This is a genomic window from Streptomyces sp. NRRL WC-3618 (assembly GCF_001280005.1).
GTDB lineage: Bacteria > Actinomycetota > Actinomycetes > Streptomycetales > Streptomycetaceae > Streptomyces.
Map to the genome: position 1 here is coordinate 14,388 of NZ_LGDW01000155.1, position 22,042 is coordinate 36,429.

The 22,042-nt window shown below is 70.9% G+C and carries 20 protein-coding genes and 3 pseudogenes; 12 read left to right on the forward strand and 11 right to left on the reverse strand.

Annotated elements, in window-relative coordinates; genetic code table 11:
- Entirely contained in the window at window positions 1-822 is an 822-nt protein-coding gene (locus ADL01_RS16975; RefSeq protein WP_053742841.1) for a helix-turn-helix domain-containing protein, read from the reverse strand.
- A gap of 299 nt (window positions 823-1,121) precedes the next feature.
- Here ADL01_RS16975 and ADL01_RS16980 point away from each other — a divergent pair, with 299 nt between their 5' ends.
- The 4 genes from ADL01_RS16980 to ADL01_RS16995 all read left to right on the forward strand — a co-directional run bounded on the left by ADL01_RS16980 (window position 1,122) and on the right by ADL01_RS16995 (window position 4,871).
- A complete protein-coding gene (locus ADL01_RS16980) occupies window positions 1,122-2,576 on the forward strand; it encodes a hypothetical protein (RefSeq protein WP_053742842.1) in 1,455 nt (484 codons plus the stop codon).
- A 236-nt stretch (window positions 2,577-2,812) separates the two neighbouring features.
- On the forward strand, window positions 2,813-3,232 hold the full coding sequence (locus tag ADL01_RS16985) for an ATP-binding protein (protein ID WP_053742843.1): 420 nt from the start codon (window positions 2,813-2,815) through the stop codon (window positions 3,230-3,232).
- Between the two features lie 25 nt (window positions 3,233-3,257).
- Window positions 3,258-3,848 carry a DUF6624 domain-containing protein gene (locus ADL01_RS16990; RefSeq protein WP_053742844.1) on the forward strand — a complete coding sequence of 197 codons (591 nt, stop codon included), beginning with the start codon at window positions 3,258-3,260 and terminating at the stop codon, window positions 3,846-3,848.
- A 57-nt stretch (window positions 3,849-3,905) separates the two neighbouring features.
- Window positions 3,906-4,871: an SDR family oxidoreductase gene (locus tag ADL01_RS16995; protein WP_053742845.1), complete on the forward strand. Its 966-nt coding sequence runs from the start codon at window positions 3,906-3,908 to the stop codon at window positions 4,869-4,871.
- Between the two features lie 14 nt (window positions 4,872-4,885).
- Here the strand turns inward: ADL01_RS16995 and ADL01_RS17000 are convergent, their stop codons facing one another.
- The gene (locus tag ADL01_RS17000; protein ID WP_053742846.1) at window positions 4,886-5,473 is read right to left on the reverse strand and encodes a hypothetical protein; all 588 of its coding nucleotides are present in this window, start codon (window positions 5,471-5,473) and stop codon (window positions 4,886-4,888) included.
- Window positions 5,474-5,692: 219 nt separating this feature from the next.
- Between ADL01_RS17000 and ADL01_RS17005 the strand changes: the two genes are divergently transcribed.
- Entirely contained in the window at window positions 5,693-6,388 is a 696-nt protein-coding gene (locus ADL01_RS17005; protein ID WP_053742847.1) for a L,D-transpeptidase family protein, read from the forward strand.
- 35 nt (window positions 6,389-6,423) lie between these two features.
- Here ADL01_RS17005 and ADL01_RS17010 read toward each other — a convergent pair whose 3' ends face one another.
- Window positions 6,424-7,626, reverse strand: a complete 1,203-nt coding sequence (locus ADL01_RS17010; protein WP_053742902.1) for a Gfo/Idh/MocA family protein — start codon at window positions 7,624-7,626, stop codon at window positions 6,424-6,426.
- A gap of 217 nt (window positions 7,627-7,843) precedes the next feature.
- Between ADL01_RS17010 and ADL01_RS17015 the strand changes: the two genes are divergently transcribed.
- Together ADL01_RS17015 and ADL01_RS17020 are read left to right on the forward strand one after the other, a co-directional pair.
- The gene (locus tag ADL01_RS17015; RefSeq protein ID WP_053742848.1) at window positions 7,844-9,013 is read left to right on the forward strand and encodes an ROK family transcriptional regulator; all 1,170 of its coding nucleotides are present in this window, start codon (window positions 7,844-7,846) and stop codon (window positions 9,011-9,013) included.
- Between the two features lie 109 nt (window positions 9,014-9,122).
- Window positions 9,123-9,308, forward strand: a complete 186-nt coding sequence (locus tag ADL01_RS17020; protein ID WP_053742849.1) for a hypothetical protein — start codon at window positions 9,123-9,125, stop codon at window positions 9,306-9,308.
- 193 nt (window positions 9,309-9,501) lie between these two features.
- Here the strand turns inward: ADL01_RS17020 and ADL01_RS17025 are convergent, their stop codons facing one another.
- The 3 genes and pseudogenes from ADL01_RS17025 to ADL01_RS17035 all read right to left on the reverse strand — a co-directional run.
- The gene (locus ADL01_RS17025) at window positions 9,502-10,860 is read right to left on the reverse strand and encodes a S1 family peptidase (RefSeq protein WP_053742850.1); all 1,359 of its coding nucleotides are present in this window, start codon (window positions 10,858-10,860) and stop codon (window positions 9,502-9,504) included.
- A gap of 128 nt (window positions 10,861-10,988) precedes the next feature.
- On the reverse strand, window positions 10,989-11,810 hold the full coding sequence (locus tag ADL01_RS17030) for an SAM-dependent methyltransferase (protein WP_053742851.1): 822 nt from the start codon (window positions 11,808-11,810) through the stop codon (window positions 10,989-10,991).
- A 41-nt stretch (window positions 11,811-11,851) separates the two neighbouring features.
- Window positions 11,852-12,214 (reverse strand): annotated as a pseudogene (locus ADL01_RS17035) (hypothetical protein); the annotation flags it as partial.
- Here ADL01_RS17035 and ADL01_RS17040 point away from each other — a divergent pair.
- The 4 genes and pseudogenes from ADL01_RS17040 to ADL01_RS17055 form a co-directional block, all read left to right on the forward strand.
- Window positions 12,204-12,680 (forward strand): annotated as a pseudogene (locus ADL01_RS17040) (carbohydrate ABC transporter permease); the annotation flags it as partial. The pseudogenes ADL01_RS17035 and ADL01_RS17040 sit on opposite strands and share 11 nt — an antisense overlap.
- 31 nt (window positions 12,681-12,711) lie before the next feature.
- Window positions 12,712-13,620: a 5-dehydro-4-deoxyglucarate dehydratase gene (locus tag ADL01_RS17045; protein WP_053742853.1), complete on the forward strand. Its 909-nt coding sequence runs from the start codon at window positions 12,712-12,714 to the stop codon at window positions 13,618-13,620.
- A 32-nt stretch (window positions 13,621-13,652) separates the two neighbouring features.
- A pseudogene (locus ADL01_RS17050) lies at window positions 13,653-14,653 on the forward strand (enolase C-terminal domain-like protein).
- Window positions 14,654-14,715: 62 nt separating this feature from the next.
- Complete coding sequence (locus ADL01_RS17055) at window positions 14,716-15,102, forward strand: PPOX class F420-dependent oxidoreductase (protein WP_053742854.1); 387 nt, start codon at window positions 14,716-14,718, stop codon at window positions 15,100-15,102.
- A gap of 91 nt (window positions 15,103-15,193) precedes the next feature.
- Here the strand turns inward: ADL01_RS17055 and ADL01_RS17060 are convergent, their stop codons facing one another.
- The 3 genes from ADL01_RS17060 to ADL01_RS17070 all read right to left on the reverse strand — a co-directional run bounded on the left by ADL01_RS17060 (window position 15,194) and on the right by ADL01_RS17070 (window position 19,383).
- Window positions 15,194-17,986: a hypothetical protein gene (locus tag ADL01_RS17060; RefSeq protein ID WP_053742855.1), complete on the reverse strand. Its 2,793-nt coding sequence runs from the start codon at window positions 17,984-17,986 to the stop codon at window positions 15,194-15,196.
- 182 nt (window positions 17,987-18,168) lie between these two features.
- Window positions 18,169-18,579: a Zn-ribbon domain-containing OB-fold protein gene (locus ADL01_RS17065; RefSeq protein ID WP_053742856.1), complete on the reverse strand. Its 411-nt coding sequence runs from the start codon at window positions 18,577-18,579 to the stop codon at window positions 18,169-18,171.
- Between the two features lie 114 nt (window positions 18,580-18,693).
- Entirely contained in the window at window positions 18,694-19,383 is a 690-nt protein-coding gene (locus ADL01_RS17070) for a TetR family transcriptional regulator (protein WP_053742857.1), read from the reverse strand.
- A gap of 315 nt (window positions 19,384-19,698) precedes the next feature.
- Here ADL01_RS17070 and ADL01_RS17075 point away from each other — a divergent pair, with 315 nt between their 5' ends.
- Window positions 19,699-20,373: a peptidoglycan-binding domain-containing protein gene (locus ADL01_RS17075; protein WP_053742858.1), complete on the forward strand. Its 675-nt coding sequence runs from the start codon at window positions 19,699-19,701 to the stop codon at window positions 20,371-20,373.
- 30 nt (window positions 20,374-20,403) lie between these two features.
- Here the strand turns inward: ADL01_RS17075 and ADL01_RS17080 are convergent, their stop codons facing one another.
- A complete protein-coding gene (locus ADL01_RS17080) occupies window positions 20,404-20,778 on the reverse strand; it encodes a hypothetical protein (protein ID WP_053742903.1) in 375 nt (124 codons plus the stop codon).
- Between the two features lie 325 nt (window positions 20,779-21,103).
- The gene (locus ADL01_RS17085; RefSeq protein WP_053742859.1) at window positions 21,104-22,027 is read right to left on the reverse strand and encodes a MurR/RpiR family transcriptional regulator; all 924 of its coding nucleotides are present in this window, start codon (window positions 22,025-22,027) and stop codon (window positions 21,104-21,106) included.
- Window positions 22,028-22,042 lie beyond the last annotated feature (15 nt).

The window sequence follows — 22,042 nt, forward strand, 5'->3', positions numbered from 1 at the left end:
TCACAACTCCTTACGCAGTGCTGCCAGGATCTCCCTGGTCCGAGCGACCGGCTCCGCCTGAACGGACATCCGGTCCAGTACCTCCAGGTACGTCACAACGTCGGCGGGCTGGTCGAAGTACTGCGCGCCGGCGAGGCTCTCCGTGTAGACGACGTCGGGCAGTTCGGAGAAACCGAAGCGGAAGTAGTGGAAGGGACCGAAGGCTCCCGGGTGCGGACCGGCGGCGAAGCGCATGATCTGGATCCGGACCTTCGGGTACTCCAACATCTCACCCATATGATCGATCTGAGCCCGCATCATCTCGGCCCCGCCCACGGGCCGACGCAGCACGGTCTCGTCGAGTACGGCCCAGATGGCGGGCGCCTCGGGCTTGTCGAGCAGATCCTGGCGCTTCAGCCGCAGGTCGACCCGGCGCCGGATGTCCTCGGGACTCGCGTTGGGGAAGCCGATGCGCAGCAGCGCGGCGGCGTAGTCGTCGGTCTGCAACAGGCCGGGGACGTAGTGGGGTTCATAGAGCCGGATGACGGTGGCTTCGCTCTCCAGGCTCACATAGGCGCTGAACCAGTCCGGCAGCACATCGCGGTACTTGTACCACCAGCCCGGCTGGTTGGCCTCCCTGGCGAGGCGGAGGAAGTCCTCGATCTCCTTGGCCAGGACCCCGTAGGTGCGCAGTAACTCCTTCACGTAGGGGATGCGGAGGCCGACCTCGGCCTTCTCCATCCGGCGGACCGTCAACGGCGTGACTTCGATCGCCCGTGCGGCGTCATCGAACGACACACCCGCCTGTTCCCGCAGATGCCTCAGACGTTTTCCGAGGACCATCCGAAGGACGGTGGGGGCACTTCCGCCTGAGCGGTTCTCGCTCACCTGGGACCTCCGGGGACCGCCGTCACAGCGGGCAGTGTGTCATGTCTTCGCTTCCCCCCGACAGGCTTTTGCGCTTCGTTCTGAAATTATCAGAACGACGGTTGCGAGCTGTGTCCGTCGGTCACCATAGTGATCGGGTGACCTCCCGCGCGTCGCGGGTGGTTTCACCCAATGTCGTCCGTGTGCCAGGAAGTTGACGCTTCGACAGATCAGGGCGCGGACGAAGCCCCACACCAACGTGATGCGAGAGCTGGATGGCCGCCGTGACGAACGGACAACCGAGAAGCCCCGGCAAGGGCGCGGGTGGAGCCAACAGGGCGCTGGCGACGGCGCTAAAGGACGCGGGCTGCTCGTACGCCTCACTCGCGCACCGCGTCAACGAACTGGGCCGCCGTCAGGGCGTGGACACCAACTACGACAAGGCGTCGGTCACCCGCTGGCTCCAGGGCCAGCAGCCTCGGGGCGGCACACCGGAGTTGATCGCCGCCGTCCTGTGCGAACGCCTGGCCCGCCCGCTCTCCCCGGCCGACCTCGGGTTCGTGCCCGACCAGCAACGCCCCGTCGTGGGCAGGGCGCTCGTGTACGGCGACGATGTGGCGGAAACCCTGCACACCCTGGCGGAACTCGGCTCCACCGACATCGCCCGGCGCACCCTCCTCGGCACGGTGCCCTTCGTCGCGGGCGCCCTGACGAGCCCTCAGCGAGAGTGGCTGCTCTGGCTGTTGGAGAACACGAGCCCCACCGACGGAGCTGACGAAGCGGGCGGTGCCCATCCCCTGCCGGCCCTCGCGCCCCCTCCCGGCGCCGCCGGTCCCGTGGAGCAGGTCCACGCGATGATCGGCATGTTCGACGAGATGGACAACCAGTACGGCGGCGGCGGGGTCCGCACCAGCATCGTGCACTACCTGACCACCGAGCTCATCCCCATGCTCCAGCAGCGCGGGGTCGCCCCGGCCCCGCTGCGCGAGCTGTTCGCCGCCGCGGCCCGCCTCGCGGCGATGGCCGGCTGGAGCTCGTACGACGCGGGGGAGTACGGGCTCGCGCAGCGCTATATGACCCAGGGGCTGCGGCTGTGTGCCGAAGGACGCGACCGGGTGCTCGGCGGTCAGATCATGGCCGGCCTGTCCCACCTGGCGACCAGCCTGGGCCGTCCCGACGAGGGCGTGTGTCTGGCCCGGGCCGGCCTCGCCACGGCGAAGGGCGCGGGCAGCCCGCTCGGCCTGATGCGCCTGTACGCCATGACCGCCCGAGGACACGCGGCACTCGGCCGCGCCCGCGAGACCTCCGAAGCCCTGCGTGCGGCCGAGCGGCAACTGGCCGCGAGCCGGGGAAGCGCCGAGGAGTCCCCCTGGGTGCGTTTCCTGGACCACCACTACCTGGAGGCGGAATCGGCGCTGTGCTTCCGGGACCTCGGCTGGGCGGCGCAGGCCGAGGACACCGCGGCGCAGTCCGTACGCGCCCACGCCGACCGCCGCCGGCGTCAGGCGATCAGCCGCTCGGTGCTGGCGACGGCCCATCTGCAGCAGCACCGGCTCGACGAGGCGCTGAGCACGGCGACGGAGGCACTCGACGCGCTGAGCGGCGTCCACAGCGAACGCTCGATCCAGGCCCTGCGGGACTTCCGCGGCCGGCTCGCCCCGCACCGCGCGGAGCCGGCTGTCCAGGAGTTCGAACGCAGGTCACGCCCCGTCCTGGGAGCCGTGGCCTAGCCGGCAGCCGCGCCACTACGCATATGCAACCGGACAACCCCCGCACCCCCTGGCCCGGCAGGCCCCCGGTGCTGTTGTCTTCGACAACAGCACCGGCGCTCCGGAAGGAACCCCGATGACGACACCCCCCACATCCTTGCCACCCCCCACATCCTCGACACCCCGGGCACCCACGGCATCCACGGCGTCCCCAACACACTTACACCGCCGCACATGGACTACACGGTGAGGCTCCCTTGATCTCCCTCAGCAGGCCCAGCCTGTTCCAGGTCGTGGTGCCCGCGCACCCGTCGTGCGCTGCCCGGGTGCGGCGCACGGTCGCCGCGCACCTCACCTTCTGGCACCTGACCCATCTGCTCGACGACGCCGTCCTCGCGACAGACGAGCTGTTCGCGAACGCCGTCTCACACGCGGGCGCCGGTCCGGGCGACTCGGTCGCCATCGTGCTCCAGCACACCGAGCACGAGCTGCGCGTCACCGTCTCGGACAACTCCCCCTTGCTGCCCCGGCCGCGCACGTCCGGCTCGGCGGCCGAGTCGGGGCGCGGACTGGCCATCGTCGCGGCGCTCGCGGACGACTGGGGCACAGCGCCGCCCGAGCCGGGCAGCTTGGGCAAGAAGGTGTGGTTCTCCCTGCTCGTCGGAGAGAAGACATGAAGGGCCTCGGGGTCAGGAGAACGGTATGAGGAGCGCACCACCCACAAAGAGCGCGCGCGGCGCGGCCGCCGAGCCGGGACAGACCGCCCTGGCCGCCGAACTGGTGCGCCGGGCCGCGGAGGACCAGCGGCTGACCCGGCTGGCCCGGGAGACGCCCACGGCGCTCAACCGGCACTTCGTCACCCGGTGCCGCGGTGCCAACGCCGACGCACTGAGAGCGGTGGTGGCCCGGCGCGGCTGGCCGGAGGCCGGTCAGGTCGGCGAGTCCGCCTCGACGGCCGCCCTGATGATCCTGCTGCACACCGCCGACCTCGGCTTCCAGCTCACCTGCCGCGATCTGATCGCGGAAGCCGTGGCGGACGGCGGCTGCCCGGCCGTGCACCACGCCTACATCGCCGACCACTGCGCGGTCGAGCTGGGCCAGCCGCAGTACTACGGCACGCGCATCGACGCCGGCACCCTCTGCCCGTACCCCATCCGCCAGCCCGAGACGGTCGAGGAACGCCGTCAGGACGTGGGCCTGGATCCGCTGGCGGAACAACTGCCCGCGCTTCGGCATGCCGTGAGCGGAATACCCGACAAAGGACGTCCGGTATCAGCGACACCCTGGACGTGACGCCGGTCGCCGACCGGGTCGGTCGCGCTCGCGCGCACGTACGGAGGAGACACAGCCATGCCGAGGACGACGGAGAGCCCCCTGGACGGGCAGCGGGACGAAGGGGCTCGGGCCGGGCAACTGACAGGCAGGGTCGCCCTGGTAGCCGGGGCGACCCGTGGCGCCGGACGCGGCATCGCCGTGGAACTCGGGGCCGCCGGAGCCACCGTCTACGTGACCGGCCGCAGCACCCGGCAGCGGCGCTCCGAGTACGACCGGCCGGAGACCATCGAGGACACCGCCGACCTGGTCACCGAGGCCGGCGGCCACGGCATCGCCGTACCCACCGACCACCTCGAGCCGGAGCGGGTCCGGGCGCTGGTGGACCGCGTCGCCCAGGAGCAGGGCCGGCTCGACGTCCTGGTCAACGACGTCTGGGGCGGCGAGAACCTCTTCGCGTGGGAGAGCCCCGTGTGGGAGCACGACCTCGACAAGGGGCTGCGGCTGCTGCGCCTGGCCGTGGAGACCCACGCGATCACCAGTCACTTCGCGCTGCCCCTGCTGCTCCGCAACCCCGGTGGCCTGGTCGTCGAGATGACCGACGGCACCGCCGACTACAACCGCGCCAACTACCGGAGTTCCTTCTTCTACGACCTCGCCAAGTCGTCCGTCCTGCGCATGGGCTTCGCCCTCGCCCATGAACTCGGCCCGCGCGGCGCCACCGCCGTGGCCCTGACCCCGGGCTGGCTGCGCTCCGAGATGATGCTGGAGCACTACGGCGTCCGCGAGGAGAACTGGCGGGACGCCCTGGAGACCGTTCCGCACTTCGCCATCTCGGAGACCCCGCGCTTCGTCGGCCGCGCCGTGACGGCCTTGGCGGCCGACCCCGATGTGGCCCGCTGGAACGGCGAGTCCCTCTCCAGTGGCGGACTCGCACAGGTCTACGGCTTCACCGACCTCGACGGCAGCCGTCCGGACGCCTGGCGCTACCTGGTCGAGGTCCAGGACGCGGGGAAGCCCGCGGACGCGAGCGGATACCGGTAGGAGGGAGGAGTAGGTCAGCCGCCGCCGGTCCTGCCTCCGGAGTCCCCGGTGCTTCCGGTGCTTCCGGTGCCCCCGGGAACCGGCAGCACCGGCCAGCGGGCCGAGTGACCCGGCGGCAGCGCCAGGTCGTTGCGTACGGCCGTGTAGTAGCCCTCACGTCCGGCCCGCTGGCGTTCCAGCAGTGCCTGCCAGGCCCCCGGATTCTCGGTCCGCTCCCGCAGGAACGCCTCCATCTCCAGCAGCGTGACCACCCACTCCCGGGCCTTCGCCACCACCTCGGGGTCGCCCAGCATCAACAGGGCTTCCCCGTAGGGGTCCCGGGCGCCGGTGGCCTCCTCGATCAGCGGCGCGGCCTCCTCGGGCGTCAGCGGATGCGGATGCGGGTCGTTCCCGAGGCTCGCCGCGACCCGGTAGGTCAGGGTGACCGACTTCTTGAGCGCCCGCGCGTAGTCCGTGTACACCGACAGCCGCCGCTCCTCCCAACGCGCCTCCCGCTCGCGGAGGAAGCGGACCCGTTCCCCTCGGACGACGGCCCAGTAGGAACCGAGGGCGCCGATGACGACACCTATGAGAGCGGGAAGTTGCTGAATGAACGCGGACATGTCCGAACGGTATCTGGGCAGTTGATCTCCGGGACAGTACGGTCGGCCCGTGACACCGACACGGCGCCTCCAGCGGCCGACGAGATGGGCGGGTCACGAATGTCACTGTTTCGTCCCACCTCGGGCCGCTCTACAACCGATCAGCCGACACGCAGGTCATTGCAGGCAGAGAAAGTTGTTGCCGGTCCGCGCACATCACACAGGAGAGAGGTTCCCACCATGGGGGACATACGCAGACGAGGCGTGGTGGCGCTCGGCGTCACGGGGCTCGTGGCCCCGCTGACGCTCGTGCTCGGCACGGCCCCGGCGCAGGCCGCGAGCTGCACGACGCAGTCGGGTCCGTACCAGAAGAAGGTGGAGAAGTTCCTCGGCCGGCCCGTCGACGGCGTGCAGTCGAGCGCTGACTGCAAGGCCATCCGGGCCTTCCAGACCAAGCACGGCATCACCCCCAACCAGGGCTACGCGGGTTCCGTGACCTGGGGTGTGATGGACCTGATGCTGAAGCAGAGGGCCGTCGGCAACAGGCCCAACAAGGAAGGCAAGTGCCCGACGAACAAGGGCCGTATCGCCTGCGTCAACCTCACGCTCCAGCTGAGCTGGATCCAGGACGGCAGCCGTCTCGTCTACGGCCCGGTACCGGTACGCACCGGCCGCGACGGCTACGAGACCCGCACCGGCCTCAAGAAGATCTACTGGCGGGACCTCCACCACGTCTCGGACATCTACAACGTGCCGATGCCCTACAGCCAGTTCTTCGACGGCGGGCAGGCCTTCCACTCGGTGGGCCTCAGCATGTGGAACCCGCCGGGTTCGCACGGCTGCACCAACATGACGAAGAAGGACGCCAAGAAGTACTGGTCGCTGCTGAGGAACGGCGACGACGTCTTCATCTACGGCCGCAAGCCGGGCACCTGAGGCACCCGGCCGTCCCTCGCTCCGGGCCGCAGGCCTCAGGCCTCGGGCGCGTCCCCGAAGTCCTCGATCGTCAGCCGCACCCCACCCTGCCGCGCCGAGTCGTGCGCCACGACGCCCGGCAGGGTGTAGCGCGCGGCCACCCATGCGTTCACCGACGGCAGGGTGCGGGTGTTGACCGCGGTCACGAAGTCGTCCACCAGGAAGTGGTGGCTGCCCTCGTGGCCGTTGTGCAGTTCGTCGAACTCCCTCGGCAGGCGCGAGCGGTCGTGCACCGGAGCCGAGCCGGACGTGAACGCGGCCCGCAGGTCCGGCGCGATGTGCTGAAGTGACGGATCGTCAGGAGACATGGTGGGCTTGGGCTCCAGCAGCTCGCTGATGTCCGTGACCCCCTTCTTGTCCTGCCACAGGGCGACCGTGGCGAGCTGCTCCATGCTCGCGTCCGTACCGAAGAACCGGAACCGCGACTCCCGGATCTGCGAGGGGTAGCCGACGCGCCGGAACTCGTTCGTACGGAACGAACCGCCACCCGCGACCTCGAACAGCGCGCTCGCGTTGGAGTAGTCGTTGTCGAACTGGCTGACCTCCTTGTCGAACACGCCGTCGCCGCGCTCGTCCCGTACCCCGATCGCCGACACGCTCACGGCGTGTGTCTGCCAGGCGCCGAGCACCCCGCCCACCGAGTGCGTCGGGTACAGGAGCGGGGGATAGCTGGCGGTCGCCTTCCAGTTCTCGCCGCCGCTGTACCGGTAGGCCTCGTAGAACCCGAGGTCCATGTCGTGGACGTAGTCGCCCTCGGCGTAGAAGAGCCTGCCGAAGGCGCCCTCGGTGATCTGGTTGCGGGCGTGGACGGTCGCCGGGTTGTAGTGACTCGTCTCTCCCATCATGTAGGTGAGCCCGGTGGCCCGTACGGCGTCGATGATCGCGCCGATCTCCTCGGCGGTGACCGCCATCGGCACCGCCGAGTACACGTGCTTGCCCGCGCCGAGTCCCTGGAGGACCAGGGGGCCGTGCGTCCAGCGCTGGGTGAAGATCGCGACCGCGTCGACCGCCGGTGACTCCAGCATCGCCTCGTACGAGGGGAACGTGCCCGACAGCCCTTCCGCCGCGGCCTGTTGCTGCGCGCGCTCCGGCAGGAGGTCGGTCACGTACACCTCGCCGACGCCCGGGTGGGCGCGGAAGAGCCTGGCGAACTGGCCGGAGAACTGCCCGGCGCCCACGATGCCGAGGGAGAACGTCATGGTGTGCGTGCCCTTCTGGCGTTGTTCGACCAGTGGTCTCACTGGTCGAGGAACAGGTTGAGCTCGGGGGTGACCGGGAAGGCGATCCCCGTATTTACTTTTGCGGTGGAAGAATTCACCCGTCAAGGTGTGGGTCAGTGGCATTTCGGGCGGGCGGTCCCGTCGTATGGTGGTGCTGTTAGTTCCATCACGAAAGAAAAGGTGGGGTTTAATCGCCATGACCGCACTGACCGCACCGACCGACGGGTGGCCGCCGCTCAGCGCCGGCGAGCGCTCGGTGGCGATCGAGGTGCTCGTCCACGGCCCGCTGTCCCGCGCCGAACTCGCCCGGCGGCTCGACCTGTCCGCCGGCAGCCTCACCCGGCTGACCAAACCGCTGCTCGAATCGGGACTCCTCGTCGAGGTGCCCGACGCCGGTTCTCCGGCCGAGGTGCGTCAGGGGCGCCCCTCGCAGCCCCTCGATGTCGTCGCCGAGTCCCGCGCCTTCCTCGGCTTCAAGATCACCGACGACATGGTCCACTGCGTCGTCACCACGCTGCGCGGCGAGGTCGTCGCCCGCCTGGACCGGCCCCTCGCCACCCATGAACCGGCCTACGTGGCCGACCTGGTCGGCGAGATGACCGCCGAACTGACCGCCGCCCACCCCGCCGTGGCCGGTATCGGGATCGGCGTCGGCGGGCGCGTCGAGAACCGTTCGGTGGTCGCCGACTCCGTCTTCCTCGACTGGTACGACGTCCCGCTCGCCGCACTCGTCGAGGAGCGCACCGGGCTGCGGGTGGTCGTCGAGAACGACGTCACCGCACTCGTCGAGGCCGAGAGCTGGTTCGGCGCGGGCCGCGGCCTCGGCCGTTTCGCGGTCCTCACCATTGGAGCGGGCCTCGGCTACGGCCTGGTCAGCGGTGGCCGGCGTGTGCTGTCGTCGGAGGACGGCCTGGGCAGAGGGCGCCACTGGATCGTCAACCCGAACGGCCCGCTCACCCCGGACGGGGAGCGCGGCAGCGCCGTCTCCTTGCTCGCGATCCCCAGCATCCGCTACCAGATCCGCGCCGCCACCGGCCACGATCTGACGTACGACGAGATCCTCGCCCGGGCCGCCGCCGGTGAGCCCATGGCCGCCCGCGTCGTCGACGAGGCGGCCCGCGCGCTGGGCACGCTGGTCGCGCAGATCGCCAACTTCGCGATGCCCCAGAAGATCCTGCTCGCCGGAGAGGGCGTAGGGCTCGTCGAGGCGGCCGGCGGGGCGGTCGAGGAGAGCATCCGCGCCAACCGGCATCCGCTGGCGGACCCGGTCAACCTGGAGACCAAGGTTTCCGACTTCCACGACTGGGCGCGCGGAGCCGCCGTACTCGCCATTCAGGTGCTGGTGCTGGGGGCGGCCGACCGGTGAACTCCGAGGCGGGGAGCGGGAGAGTGACGTGAGCGACGTGATCAGCAACACGGTCAGTAATGCCGGAATAGTCCGAATTAATTGATTTAGCTTTCGCCCGGGGCGACATATGCTTCACAGCATGTCCACGACTCTTCAATCCGCCCCCGATCGCTCGGCAGCCGACGTCAACGAAGAGATCCGGGCCCTCTGGCTCCGGTCGGGCGGGATCCTCAACAGCGAGCAGCGGCTGACCTATCAGCAGCTCGTCGCCGAATGGGCCGCGGTCTCCCCGCACCCCGGATGCGACGCCTGACCACTTTTTCGTACGACGTCTGGCCGACAAGGCCGGGGCCGCGCACAGAGCGCGAAAGCCCCGGCCTTCAGTGTTTCCCCCGGAATCCCTGTTCCGCGGACGGTTCGCCCCACGCCCCGTAAGGGGCGCGGGGAACTGCGCGACCAGCCCCCACCGGCCCGGCGGCCAAAGAACCGCCGAACCAGCGGAGCGCCTAGCTCCAGGTCGCCGAGTACGACCTGCGGTAGTTCCTCCGGTCCTGTTCCACCCGGAACCACCGTGTGGCGACCAGAGCGATCAGGCTGCCGCCCACGATCAGCAGCCCCGGGCCCACGTTCTTCGGGTCCGTCAGCCTTTCCAGCAGCGCCTCCCCGGCGGAGCCACCCGTCACCGGCGCCACCGAGCCCGGCTGGGCTTCCCCAGGGGCGACAGCGCTCTGCGGGGCCGTCGCGGACGGCGCCGGAGCGGCCGCCTGCCCCGCCTGGCCGATCAGCCGCACGTTCAGCGCGGCCAGCGCCTTGGTCACCGGCTGGAAGAACGTCGTACCGCCGGTCTTGCAGTCGCCGTTGCCGCCCGAGGTGATCCCGAGCGCGATGCCCTCGGAGAACAGCGGGCCGCCGCTGTCGCCCGCCTCCGCGCACACGGTGGTCTCGATCAGGCCCGACACCGTGCCCTCCGGGTAGTTGACCGTGGCGTTGAGCCCGGTCACCTTGCCGTCGCGCAGACCCGTCGTACTGCCGCTGCGGAACACCTTCTGCCCGACGGTCGCATCGGCCACACCCGTGATCCGCACGCCCCGCCCGTTGCCGATGGCGACGACGTCGGCGCCGTCACCGGCTGAGCCGCCGTTGTACTGGACCAGCGAGTAGTCGTTGATCGGGAAGCTGTCGGTGATCGTCTTGCCGATCTCCTGCGAGGCACCGGCGTCCGCGAACCACACCGAACCGTTGGGCCCGCAGTGACCGGCCGTGAGGATGAAGTCGGCCGAGCCGTTGGTCACGTTGAAGCCGGCGGAGCAGCGCCCGCCGGTCGACAGGATCGGCTGCGCCGCGTTGATACGGGTGGTGAACGTGCCCTGGCTGCGCTCCATGCGTACGGAACCGCCGATGCTCTTGGCGACCTCGGACAGCTTGGCCCAGTCGGCGGCCGACACGGTGCTGTCGGCCTGGACGACCACCTCGTTCTTCGTGTAGTCGACCGCCCACGCCGTGCCCGCCACGCGAGGCGCCGAACGCAGCGTCTGCGTCGCCGACTTCAGGTCGTTCATGCTGTGGTCGACCACCTTGGCGCGGGCGCCCGCCTTCTCCACCTCCGCCGCGGCCTGGGCGTCGGTCACCGCGACGACCGGTTTCCCGTCGGCCGCGATCCAGCTGCCCGCCGTGCGGTCGGTGCCGAGTTCGGTGACGAGATCGCTGCCGGTCGTGCCGGCCGCCCGGGCGGAGCTGAAGGTCAGGTTGGTCGGCGGCGGTTCGCTCGCCACGGCCTGGGTGACCATCACTCCGCCGAGGATGACTCCGCCGACGGCCGCCAGCCGTGTCGCTCGCCGGACGATCCGTCGTCGTGCGTGCCTCATCAAATGGCTCCCGAACCCTCAACGCGCGGTGGCGACACCGCGGGGCCCTCCGGTCGTTGAGTGACCCTCACTTCCATACGTGGCGACGGGGGTTCGTGTTCACCCCATCCAAGATCCCGCGCATCACGTCAGGGCTTGCGGGCCACTCCGCAGTACATGGCGACCTCCGCCGGCTCGTCCTGCCCGGCGGGCGAGCCCTCCGGGCGCCAGTGCGAGCAGGACACGACGCCCGGCTCCAGGAGGTCCAGACCGTCGAAGAAGCGCGCCACCTCCTCGATGCGGCGCTGGGTCAGCCGGGGGGTGCCGTGCGCGTTCCAGTACCGGACCGCCGCGTCCACATCGCTGAGCGCCGGGCCGGTGATGGTGTGCGAGAGCGCGAGATGGCTGCCCGGGGGAAGTGCGTCGACCAGCCGTCGTACGACACCGTGCGGGTCCTCGTCGTCGCCGAGGAAGATGACCACCCCGAGCAGCATCAGGGCGACGGGCCGGGTGAAGTCCAGGGTGCGCCCGGCCTGTTCGATGATCGCGTCGACGTTGCGCAGATCCTCGTCGACGTGGTCCGTGCACCCCTCGGGCGCGCTGGTGAGCAGGGCGCGTGCGTGGACCATGACGAGCGGATCGTTGTCCACGTACACGACCCGGGTGTCCGGGGCGAGCCGCTGGGCCACCTCGTGCGTGTTGTCGGCGGTCGGCAGGCCGGTCCCGATGTCGAGAAACTGCCGTATCCCGCACTCGGTGACCAGATGGCGTACGGCCCGTCCCAGAAAGAGTCGGTCCGCGCGGGCGTACTCGCTGATGCCCGGGTGCAGTTCACGGATGTGGTCACCGGCCGCGCGGTCGACCTCGTAGTGGTCCCGGCCACCGAGCCAGTAGTTCCAGATCCGGGCCGTGTGCGGCTGTCGCGAGTTGATGCGCGAGTGCAGCGACGGGGCCGGTGAGTTCTCGGGCACGGGGGCAGCTCCTGCACTACGAGAAAGTGTCAACAGGCAATCTAGACAAGGTTGTTGATGTTGGCGAGCGATCTGACGGATTCGTTGTGCACAGCCCCGAAAAGCTGTCCCTGGCTGCGCTCGTGGCCCCATACGGACCGGGCGTCCACATACGGCCGCAGCAGCGCCGTGAGGGTCGCGTCCCCGCGCCCGTTCAGCTCGTGGGACGCGACGCTGCGGGCGATTCCGGCGAGGAAGTCGGCCAGCTGGACCCGGGCGTCGTCCCGTGCGACGACGAGCCTCAGGCCGCCGATCCGCGCGGCGCCCTTGAGCCACTTGATGCGCTCCTCCGTCAGCATGTTCTGCCGGTCGTGCACCAGCACGACAGCCCGCCCGCCGCTGCTCCAGTGGGCGGCCGTCGCCAGTTCCCTGGTCCTCGGTGACGTCCCGGTGGTCCACCTCGACCTCAAGGGGACCGTCTGGGGCGTCATCCTGCCGTTGGGTGCCTGGGGCTTCTCGGTGATGATGCTGACCGAGTTCATGAAGGACATCCCCGACGAGATCGAGGAGGCCGCCCGCCTCGACGGTGTCGGCGAGCTGCGCATGCTGTGGCAGATCGTGCTGCCGCTGTGCAAGCCGGCGCTCGGTGTGGCCGGTGTCCTCGGTTTCATCATGATCTGGGACCAGTACCTGCTGCCGCTGATCGCCGCGAAGGACCCCACCGACTACACGGTGACCGTCGCCCTGTCCGTCCTGCGCACCGACCCCCAGGTCGGCTCCGGGGTGGTGCTGGCGGGCGCGGTCATCGCGCTCGTCCCCAGCCTGATCGTCTATCTGCTGCTCCAGCGCTCGCTGGTCACCGGTATCGCCGCCGGCGCCACCAAGGGCTGACATTCCCCAACCTCCCACGTCTGAGAGAGACATGAAGTTCCAAGGAGTGCTGTTCTTCCCGGTCACCCCCTTCCGGCCGGACGGAACGCTGGACGGGGAACGCCTCGCCCGGCACATCGAGGCCGGGGGCGCGGCCGGCGCCGGCGGGGTGTTCGTCGCCTGCGGCACCGGCGAGTTCCACGCGCTGACGCCGGCCGAGATCGAGGAGGCGACCAGGATCGCGGTCGCCCCGACCGCCGGACGCGTCCCCGTGCTGGCCGCCGCCGGCGGTCCGGTGCCCGTCGCCCTCGACCAGGCCGCCCGCATCAGGGAGGCCGGCGCCGACGGCATCCTGCTGCTGCCGCCGTACCTGGTGACCGCACCGCAGCAGGGGCTGGTGCGGTACGCGCGTGAGGTGACGTCGGCCGCCGGGCTTCCGTTGATCTTCTACCAGCGCGGCACCGCCCGCCTCACCGAGGCCACGGCCGCCGAGATCGCGAGCCTGCCCGGCGTCGTCGGCCTCAAGGACGGCATCGGCGACCTCGAACGTATGCACCGCATCGTCCGTACGGTACGGGCGCTGCCCGGTGGCGAGGACTTCGCCTTCTTCAACGGCCTGCCGACCGCCGAGATGACGGCCGCCGCCTACCAGGGCGTCGGCGTCGACCTGTACTCGTCCGCCGTGTTCGCCTTCGCCCCGGAGATCGCCACCGCGTTCCACCGGGCGCTGGGAGAGGGCGACGAGGCCCTGGTCACCAGGCTCCTCGACGAGTTCTACGGGCCGCTCGTCGAACTCCGCGACGAGGTACCGGGTTACTCGGTGTCGCTGATCAAGGCCGGCGTGACCCTCCGGGGCCTGGACGTCGGCGGCGTCCGGGCGCCTCTGCTCGACCCGACGCCGGAACACGTGGCCCGGCTGGCGAAACTCATCGACCACGGTCTGGAGGCGGTCCGCGCATGAGCGGCGGCCCCAACGACGACAGGAGTACGACCATGAGTGGCACCGGCACCGGCACCGGCACCCGTATCCGCGAACTCGTCGTCACCCCCATCGCGTTCGGCGACCCGCCGCTGCTGCTCAACGCCGACGGTGTGCACGAGCCGCTCGCCCTGCGCTGCGTCCTCCAACTCGTCCTGGAGGACGGCACGGTGGGCCTCGGTGAGTCGCCCGGCGGCAGTGCCCGCCTCGAGCGGCTCCAGTCGGCCGCCAAGGCGGTCGTCGGCATGGACGTCTTCGACACGACCGCCGTCGCCGCCGCGATCGACGCCGTCCTGGCGCCGACGGTGCCCCGGTCCCACGACCGCGGCTGGGCCACGTCGGCCGTCGAGGTCGCCTGTCTAGACGCCCAGGGCAAGCTGCTCGGCCGCCCGGTCAGCGACCTGCTCGGCGGCCGGGTCCGGGACGCCGTGCCGTTCGCCGCGTACCTCTTCTACAAGTGGGCCGAACACCCCGCCCTCGACGGCCGTGAGGCCATCGGTGACGAATGGGGCGAGGCCCTCGATCCGGCCGGGGTCGTCGAACAGGCCAGGCTGATGCGACAGCGGTACGGATTCACCTCGTTCAAGCTCAAGGGCGGTGTCTTCCCGCCCGACGAGGAGATCGCCGCGATGCGGGCGCTCGCCGAGGCCTTCCCCGGACACCCGCTGCGTCTCGACCCCAACACCGCCTGGAATCCATGCACTCCAACTCGCACCTGGGCATCAGCCTCGCCGCGATGACCCACGTCGGCGCCGCCGTCCCCAACCTCGCGCACTCCTGCGACACGCACTACCCGTGGAACTCGGCCGACGACGTGATCGTCCCCGGCGTCATCGAGGTCCGCGACGGCGCGGTGAAGGTGCCGACCGGCCCCGGTCTGGGCGTCGAGCTCGACCCCGCCGCCCTCGACCGGGCCCACCGCCGCTACCTCGACTCCGGGATACGGGACCGGGACGACACCGGGTACATGCGGCGGATCCGGCCGGAGTACGAGCGGCGCCTGCCGCGCTGGTGAGAGCGGGCGAGGAGAAGAAGGCGTCGGGTGGCAGGCGGCGTCCAGGACCTAGACTCCCGCCCATGGACGACACCAGCACCCTGGACCGGCTCGGCGCGGGCAAGTACCTGCTGATCACCAGCTACCGCAAGAACGGCACGTCCGTCGCCACCCCGGTCTGGGTGGTGCGGGACGGGGACGCGCTCGGCGCCTGGTCGGCGGCGGACGCGTGGAAGGTGAAGCGGATCCGCAACCGCGCCGACGTCCTCGTCGGCCCCTGCGACGTCCGTGGCAACCCGACCGGCGACTCGGTCCCCGCCACCGCCGAGATCCTCGGCCAGAGCGCGACCGACGTCTACCGGCAGCTCCTCGCCCGCAAGTACGGCGTCCTGGGCCGGCTCACCCTGTTCGGCAGCCGGCTGCGGCGCGGAAGGACGGGCACGGTCGGCATCCGGATCACTCTCGTCTAGAAACAGCTGAAGGTGGGACCGCCCCGCAGGGGAAGCGGCCCCACCTTCAGTGACGCGCAAGGGACTTCGCGTCCTGTTCGCGTCCTACGCCCTACGAGGCGTCCAGCACCGTCCCGGTGAACTCCGGACCCGGGGTCGGGTCCCCGGTCTCGTCGTCGAAGGTCACCTGCCGCAACCGCAGCGACTCCGCCGGCTCAGCCACGCTGTCGGCGACCGTCGGCACACTCAGCTCCGCGCTCAGCGAGCCCGACGGGATGTTCACCCACAGGTTGAGCTCCTCGATCGAGGACAACGGCCGCGCCGGCAGCGGTGACTGACCGGAGACGTTCGTCAGCCACGTCGGGTCGACGTCCGTGGTGGACAGTTCCGTGCCACCGGTGACCGGGAGTACCTCCAAGACCGCGTTCATGTCGGGGCGGGCGGGCGCCGAGAGGGTCGCGCGCCAGGTGAGCGGCTTCCCCTCGGTGACCCGGTCCGCGACCGGGCTGACGGTGACCGTCGGCCGGGGATCGTCGTTCGCGACGGTCACCCCGCCGAGGTACGAGCCGATGACCGTGCCGCGCACCGCCTTCACGAACACGTAGTTCCAGGCGTCGTAGTCGAACAGGGTGTCGCCCTTGACCGTCACCGGCACGTCGATGCTCTGCTGGCCCGGACGCACCGTCACCAGTCGGCTCGTCACCGTTTCCGACCCGGCGGGCTGGACGTACACCCGGACCGTGCCGGCGCCCTGACCGGCGATCCGGACCGGCATCCGGTAGACACGGGAGCCCGAGTCGCCCTCCTTGACGGTGAGCCGTCCGAGGTCGACGCGCGGCAGCGCGGCGGCGCGTACCGCCGGGGTACCCGGTCGCCAGCCCCAGGTGTCGATGAGCCAGGCCTGTCCGGCGCGGCTGCGGGGAGTCAGCTCCACGCTGCGCACCTTGCGCAGGTCGACTCCGGCCGGGGCGGCGGCGGACAGCGGTACGCGGACCTCCCGCGCCCAGTACGAGGCCGTCCGCTTGCTTCCGGGCAGTCCGTCGACGCGGACCCGGCCGAGTGTGGCGCGCTTGCCGGCGGTGTCGGTGACGGACACGTCCAGCTGGGTACCGGTGGTGTTGGGCGGCACGACGACCCGCAGTGCGAGGGCCTTGGCGCCCTTGAGGGAGACCGGTCGCGCGGGGGTGACTCGCACCGGGGTACCCGGCTGCGACCACTTGACGGCGACCGCCCGGCGGCCCACCTCCCGCTGCGTCATCCAGCTCGCGAAGTGCGGGGACTGACCGGCGTCCGGGGCCAGGCAGCTGACCGAGAGACGGTCGTCGATGGCCGAGCAGAGCCGTCCGCCGGCGCCCTGCACGGTCACCGCGCCGTCCGGCAGGATGCCGGCCGAACGGTTCGCGCCCACCGCGTGCGTCAGGACACGCGCCGGGTCGGCCGACGGCGCCCGCCGGCCGGAGCCGTCGAGCAGCGGACGTACCCGGTCATCGCCCGCGACGAACAGCCGGGCCGCCGCCGCGATGTAGGAGGCGCCCGCCTTGTGCTGCTGGTCGGGGGTCAGCCGGGTCCTGGTGCCCATGTCGCACAGCGGGTCACGCTGGTCCGGGTCCGGCCAGAAGTCGTCTTCCGCCGGTGCCTGCGCCTGCCTGGGCGTCCACTCGCTGTTGAAGTAGTTGTGGTTGGCGCCGATCACATACACCGCGCTGTGCAGGGCGGTGCCGCTGCTGATCCCACGGGTGCCGTCCACGGCCAACTCGCCCTGGAGATCGGACACATCGCCGTCACAGCCCGGCAGAATCGTCATCGACGGCACATCGGCGACCGGGTTCTGCCCGAAGATCGTCGGGCCGATGAGGACGGTGCCCCGGATGTTCCAGCGCACCGCGCCGTGGTATCCGTCCTGGTCGGCGGGCGGCCGGTACAGGCTGTCCATCGCGGCGCGGTTCACGCCTTCGCCGCCGCGCGAGTGACCGACCAGCAGCACCCGGGAGAGGTCGGCGGGCGGTGCGCTGCGGACGATCGCGGGCGCCGAGGGCCGGTGTGCCATCCAGTCGGCCCAGTGGGCGAGATGCTGCCGTACGAGGGAGGAGCGGGCCTGGGCCCCGGCGTCCTCGAGCGGGGCGTCCTGGGCGTTGATGCCGTTGGCGGAGATCGACACCGTCACGTATCCCTGCGACGCCAGGAGCTTCTGGTCGCGCAGATAACCCCGGTAGCTCGGGATCTGCTTCTCGCCGGCCGGGCAGGGCCACGCGCCGCTGACATCGTTGCCGCCGGGCTTGTAGCAGGTGGAGTGGCGTCCGTGCAGGAACAACGCGAGCGGCCTGCGGCCGGTGGTCCCGGTCGGCGCGACCACCACGGCCTTCATCTCCACCGGCACGGCCATCCCGGGCAGCTTCACCGAGTCGAGCGTGTACTCGCCCGAGACCGTACGGTACGAGCCCGGCTTGCCGGGGTCGACGGGGTTCGCCGGCTCCGGGGCGGGCAGCGTGACCGGCGCGCGTCGTCCGCTCGGCGCCGCCGCCTGTCCGGCCGCGTCCAACCGGCGTCCACCGGCGAGTACTTGGAGGTCCGAGAACGCCTTGGCTCCCTTGAGCCCGGTGGCCTTCAGGGCCTCTTCCAGCGGGAGCCGGTACGTCCGGCCGTCCTTCGCGGCGACGGGCCGGCCGAGCAACTGGTCGCCCGCGTAGAACTCGACACGCGCGTCACCCATCGGTACCGGTCTGCCGGAACGCCACTCGAGCTGCCGCTGCGCACCGTCACCGGTGAACTGCCAGCCCGAGGGCAGCTGTTCGTCGGCCGCCACCCCGGACCGGGTCGGCTGCTGCGCCTGCGCCCCGACGGGTGATCCCGCCACCACCGCGAGTACCGCCGCAGCGGTGACCCATATTCGCCGCGCACGTAGCAACGGTCTCCTCCTCATGCCCCTTGCTCAGGAGCCGCGGATTCCCGACAGCCCCTCTTGCCCCGGAGGACGGGATCAAGGACCTGTGGGTTGCCTGTGGAGGACGATCAATGGCGGTGCGTATCAAGGTGGTTGGCGAGGCGCGGAACAGGCACGCCGTCAGGGCGGCAGAAGGTGGCGATATGTCAGATCCAGGCCCGGTACGGCTCGTCCAGGAGCTGGAACACCGGTTCACCGCGCACGGGGTCCTTCGCGGTGGACAGCCGGACCCGGTCCCCGCTGTGGATGCCGACGGCCGGGCCCATCACCCGGCCGCGTACGACGAAGCCCTCGGCCATCTCGACCAGCGACACATTGCGCGCGGCCGGCGTGTTCCGGTTGACCACCGTGGCGTGCCGGACGGTGCCCGCGCCCTCGCTGCGCTCCGTACGCAGGTCACTGCCCCCGCAGACCGGGCACAGCAGCCGGTGGTACATCGCGGTGGCACACCAGCCGCAGCGCTGGAAGACAAGAGTGTTCGTGGAGGCCGGGGCGTCGAGCAACCCCGTGGCGGAGCCGCCGACCGGCGGACGCGTGGCGCCTGGTGAGTGGTACACGGTGTCGTCTCCCTGCGCTCGGGCTGATCCGAAGTGCGTGCGCGGTGCGCCGTGCCACCGTGCACGGCCTCAGGGTATGGCACTCAGTGTCACGCGTAAAGGTACTGCGTACCCTCAATCCTCCCGTGGAGTGGCGAGCGTCGACTCGATCTCCTGCACGACCCGCCACATCGGTGCCCCACGCCGCGAGATGACGACCACCACGTCCTCGGACCCGGGTTCGGGCGTGTCCCGGCCGGGAGTCGCGGACGGAGTGCCGAAGGTGGCCTTCACGTAGTCCAGGGCGTGATCGACGGCCGTGGTCACGTCGCCGTGTCCGTCCGAGCGCAGCCACGAACGCAGCGCGTTGTTGTGGGCCGCGACGACGGCCGCCGCGATCACGTCGGCCTGGAGCGTCCCGTCGGGCCGGCCGGCGAAACGCCCGCGCAGATACGCGGCCAGGGCGCGCTCGTACCGCCAGACCACCGACAGTTCGGACGCGCGCAGCCCGGGGACCTTCTTGGTGAGGCGGTAGCGCTGAACGGAGAAGGCCGGGTTCTCGGCGTACATGAGCAGTACCCTGCGGGCGGCGGCGCAGACCCGCCCGACCGGTTCCGCGTCCTCGGTGCTGTCGGCGAGGTAGGAGGTCATGTCGGCCAGGCACCGCTCGTGGTCGGGGAAGACCACGTCCTCCTTGGCGGGGAAGTAGCGGAAGAAGGAGCGGCGCCCCACCCCGGCCAGCGCCACAATGTCGTCCACGGTCGTCTGCTCGTAGCCCCGCTCCAGGAACAACTGGAAGGCCGCCGCGACCAGGGCGTCCCGCATGGGCGGTTTGGTCATGAACGGGAAACTAGCATCAGACCGAGACCGATGGCACTCAGTGCGCTCGGTATGGGGAACTGAGTGCACTTCCGATCCCGCCGACGGTTCACGCGAGGCGCGGGATCAGCCGTGGCGGTGAGCCCGACCGGCGCCGCCTCCCGCCGACGGACACCGTGCTCCCCGTAAGCCGTGCCCTATGCACTGAACCCAGGGGCCCCCGCCCGCGTATCACTGCAAGGAGCCGTCGCGTCACCGTGCGCGGGCCGTCGCAGTTGGTACGCGGGGAACATCCGGGAACCCGCAGGGAAGGGGAGCAGAGTGTCGACACCGCCCGCTCCGGGCCGGCCGCAAGGCCGCCGACCCCTGGAGCCGACGCGCGTGGTGCGCCGTCGCCGAACCGAGGCACTGGCGCAGCTCATGCGGGAGCACGAGGAGGCGATGGCCGGAATCCCGGAGGGCTACGAGTTCGTGGACCTGCCCCGGCCCGCGCCCGGCGCCGAGGACGCGACGCAGGAACTGCCGCCCGTCAGCCGCCGCCGACGTGCCGAGCCGACTCAACGGACGCGCAGCGGCTTCGGGTTCGGCCCGAACCTGCGCCGCGCCGCCATCGGGGTCGCCGTCGGTGCGGCGGCCCTGGTCGGCTTCGCTGCGGCCCTGCTGGTCCCGGACAGAGCCGAGGGTGAGGAGGTCCGGCCGGCGCCCCAGGCCGTCGTCCCCGCCACGGTCCCCACCCCGTCGCCACCGGCACCGGCCGACCCGGACGGCGCCGGCACCCTGCGGGAAGGGGACAGCGGCGCCGAGGTGGCCGAGTTGCAGCAACGTCTGCTGCGTATCCCGGACGTCTACACCGGCGGCGCCACGAGCGGCAGTTACGACACCGCCCTCACCGAGGCGGTGGCCCGCTTCCAGCTCTGGTACGGCATCCGCGGCGACGAGTCCGGCGTCTACGGCGACGACACGCGTAAGGACCTGGAGTCCCGTACGGGGTCCTGAACGGGCGCACCGGTCAGGCGGGCGGTGGGCTCAGCGGGCGGCGTGGGTGTCGACCAGGGCCTGGGTGACCGCGCGGATGCTGCGGGCGATGTGCTGGAGCTGGAGCACCTCGGCGGCGTACATCTTGATCGTGTGCTCGATGACCGACTCGCTCAGGCCGAGGCCGGGGAGGTCGGCGCGGGCCGTCTGGAGGGCGGTGCGGGCGACCCGGATCTCGTGCTGGACCTGGATGTGCGCGTGGCGGGCCAACAGGACGGGGTGGCGGATCAGCGTCGGGTAGCCGGCGTAGCGCGTCGGCACCAGCTCGCGCAGCCATTTGACCGCCGAGCGCTCCCAGTCGTAGCTGCCGGGGATCTTGACCTGGCAGGGCCAGTCCGGGCTGGTCCGCGTGGTCGTCATGGTCATCGTGGGCATGGATCGCTCCGGGTGTACGGCGCCGAAAGGTGGTGCGACGGGATGCAGCGGCCCCGGCCCAGGGGATGGCCGGGGCCGCAACGGGCGTTCGCACGGGCGACACCCGTCCGGACACCCGAGCGCCGACGCGGGTAGGAGACGGCGGCAGCGAGTGTGCGGGGCGTTGGAACGAGTCCCGGGTCCCACCTGGACGCGATCCGTGAGCAGTATTTATATATGCCGTCCGGTTTGCAAGAAGTATAAAAAAATTCATGAACGGAACGGGATGAATCCGGATGAAACCCCATACGCCCGGACGAGGACGCGGACGGCCGACTTACTCCCGGAGGAAGAACTGATGGAGGTCGGCGCTCTGCTCGTATTCCTCCAGGCGCCCCTGTGTCCGCTCCGGATCTGCGTCCGTCATGGCCTGGAGCAGCGCCGCCGACAGCACCGCGGGCCCGGCGTACGAGTCGAACACCAGCCGGGACCCCGTGCCGGTGGCGAAGGCGATGTCGGCCTCGTCGGCCAGCGGCCCGAGGGCGAGGTCGGTGATCAGGGCCACCCGCAACCCGGCCCGCCGGGCGACCTGCACCGCGGTGAGCGTCTCCTGCGCGTGCCGGGGCATGGAGAACGCCAGCACCCAGGTGCCCCCGGCGCCCCGGGACTGGAGAAGCGCGTCGTAGGCGACACTGCCGCCCCGGGTCACCAGCCGGACGTCGGGGTGGATACGGCGGGCGGCATAGGCGAAGTACTCGGCCAACGACCCGGAGATACGCAGGCCGAGCACGGTCAGCGGAGTCGAGCGCGACAGATTACGGCCGACCTCGATCACCCGGTCCGGGTCGGCGAAGTCCCGGCGCAGGTTCTCCAGGTTGGCGATCTCGGCGTCCACCGCCGCCTGGAGTTCGTTGCTCCGGTTCTCCTCCGCCGTGCCCGGCGCGCTCGCGAGGGTGCTGAGCGCGATGGCCTGGAGCCTCTCGCGCAGTGCCGGGTAGCCGCTGAAGCCGACGGCCGCCGCGAACCGCGTCACGGACGGCTGGCTCACTCCCACCCGGTCCGCCAGGTCGGTGATCGACAGGAACGCGGCCTCGGTGATGTGCTCGATCAGATACTGCGCGATGCGCCGCTGCCCGGGGGAGAGCCGAGGCCCGTCGAACAGCTCCCGCAGCCGGGAGGCCGGCGCCGCTTCCACCTCCGGGGCCGTCTTCCCCGAGGTGATGGCGGACGCCTGGGCGCGAGCCTGCTGCGGCGATGGCACCGATGTGCCTCGTTC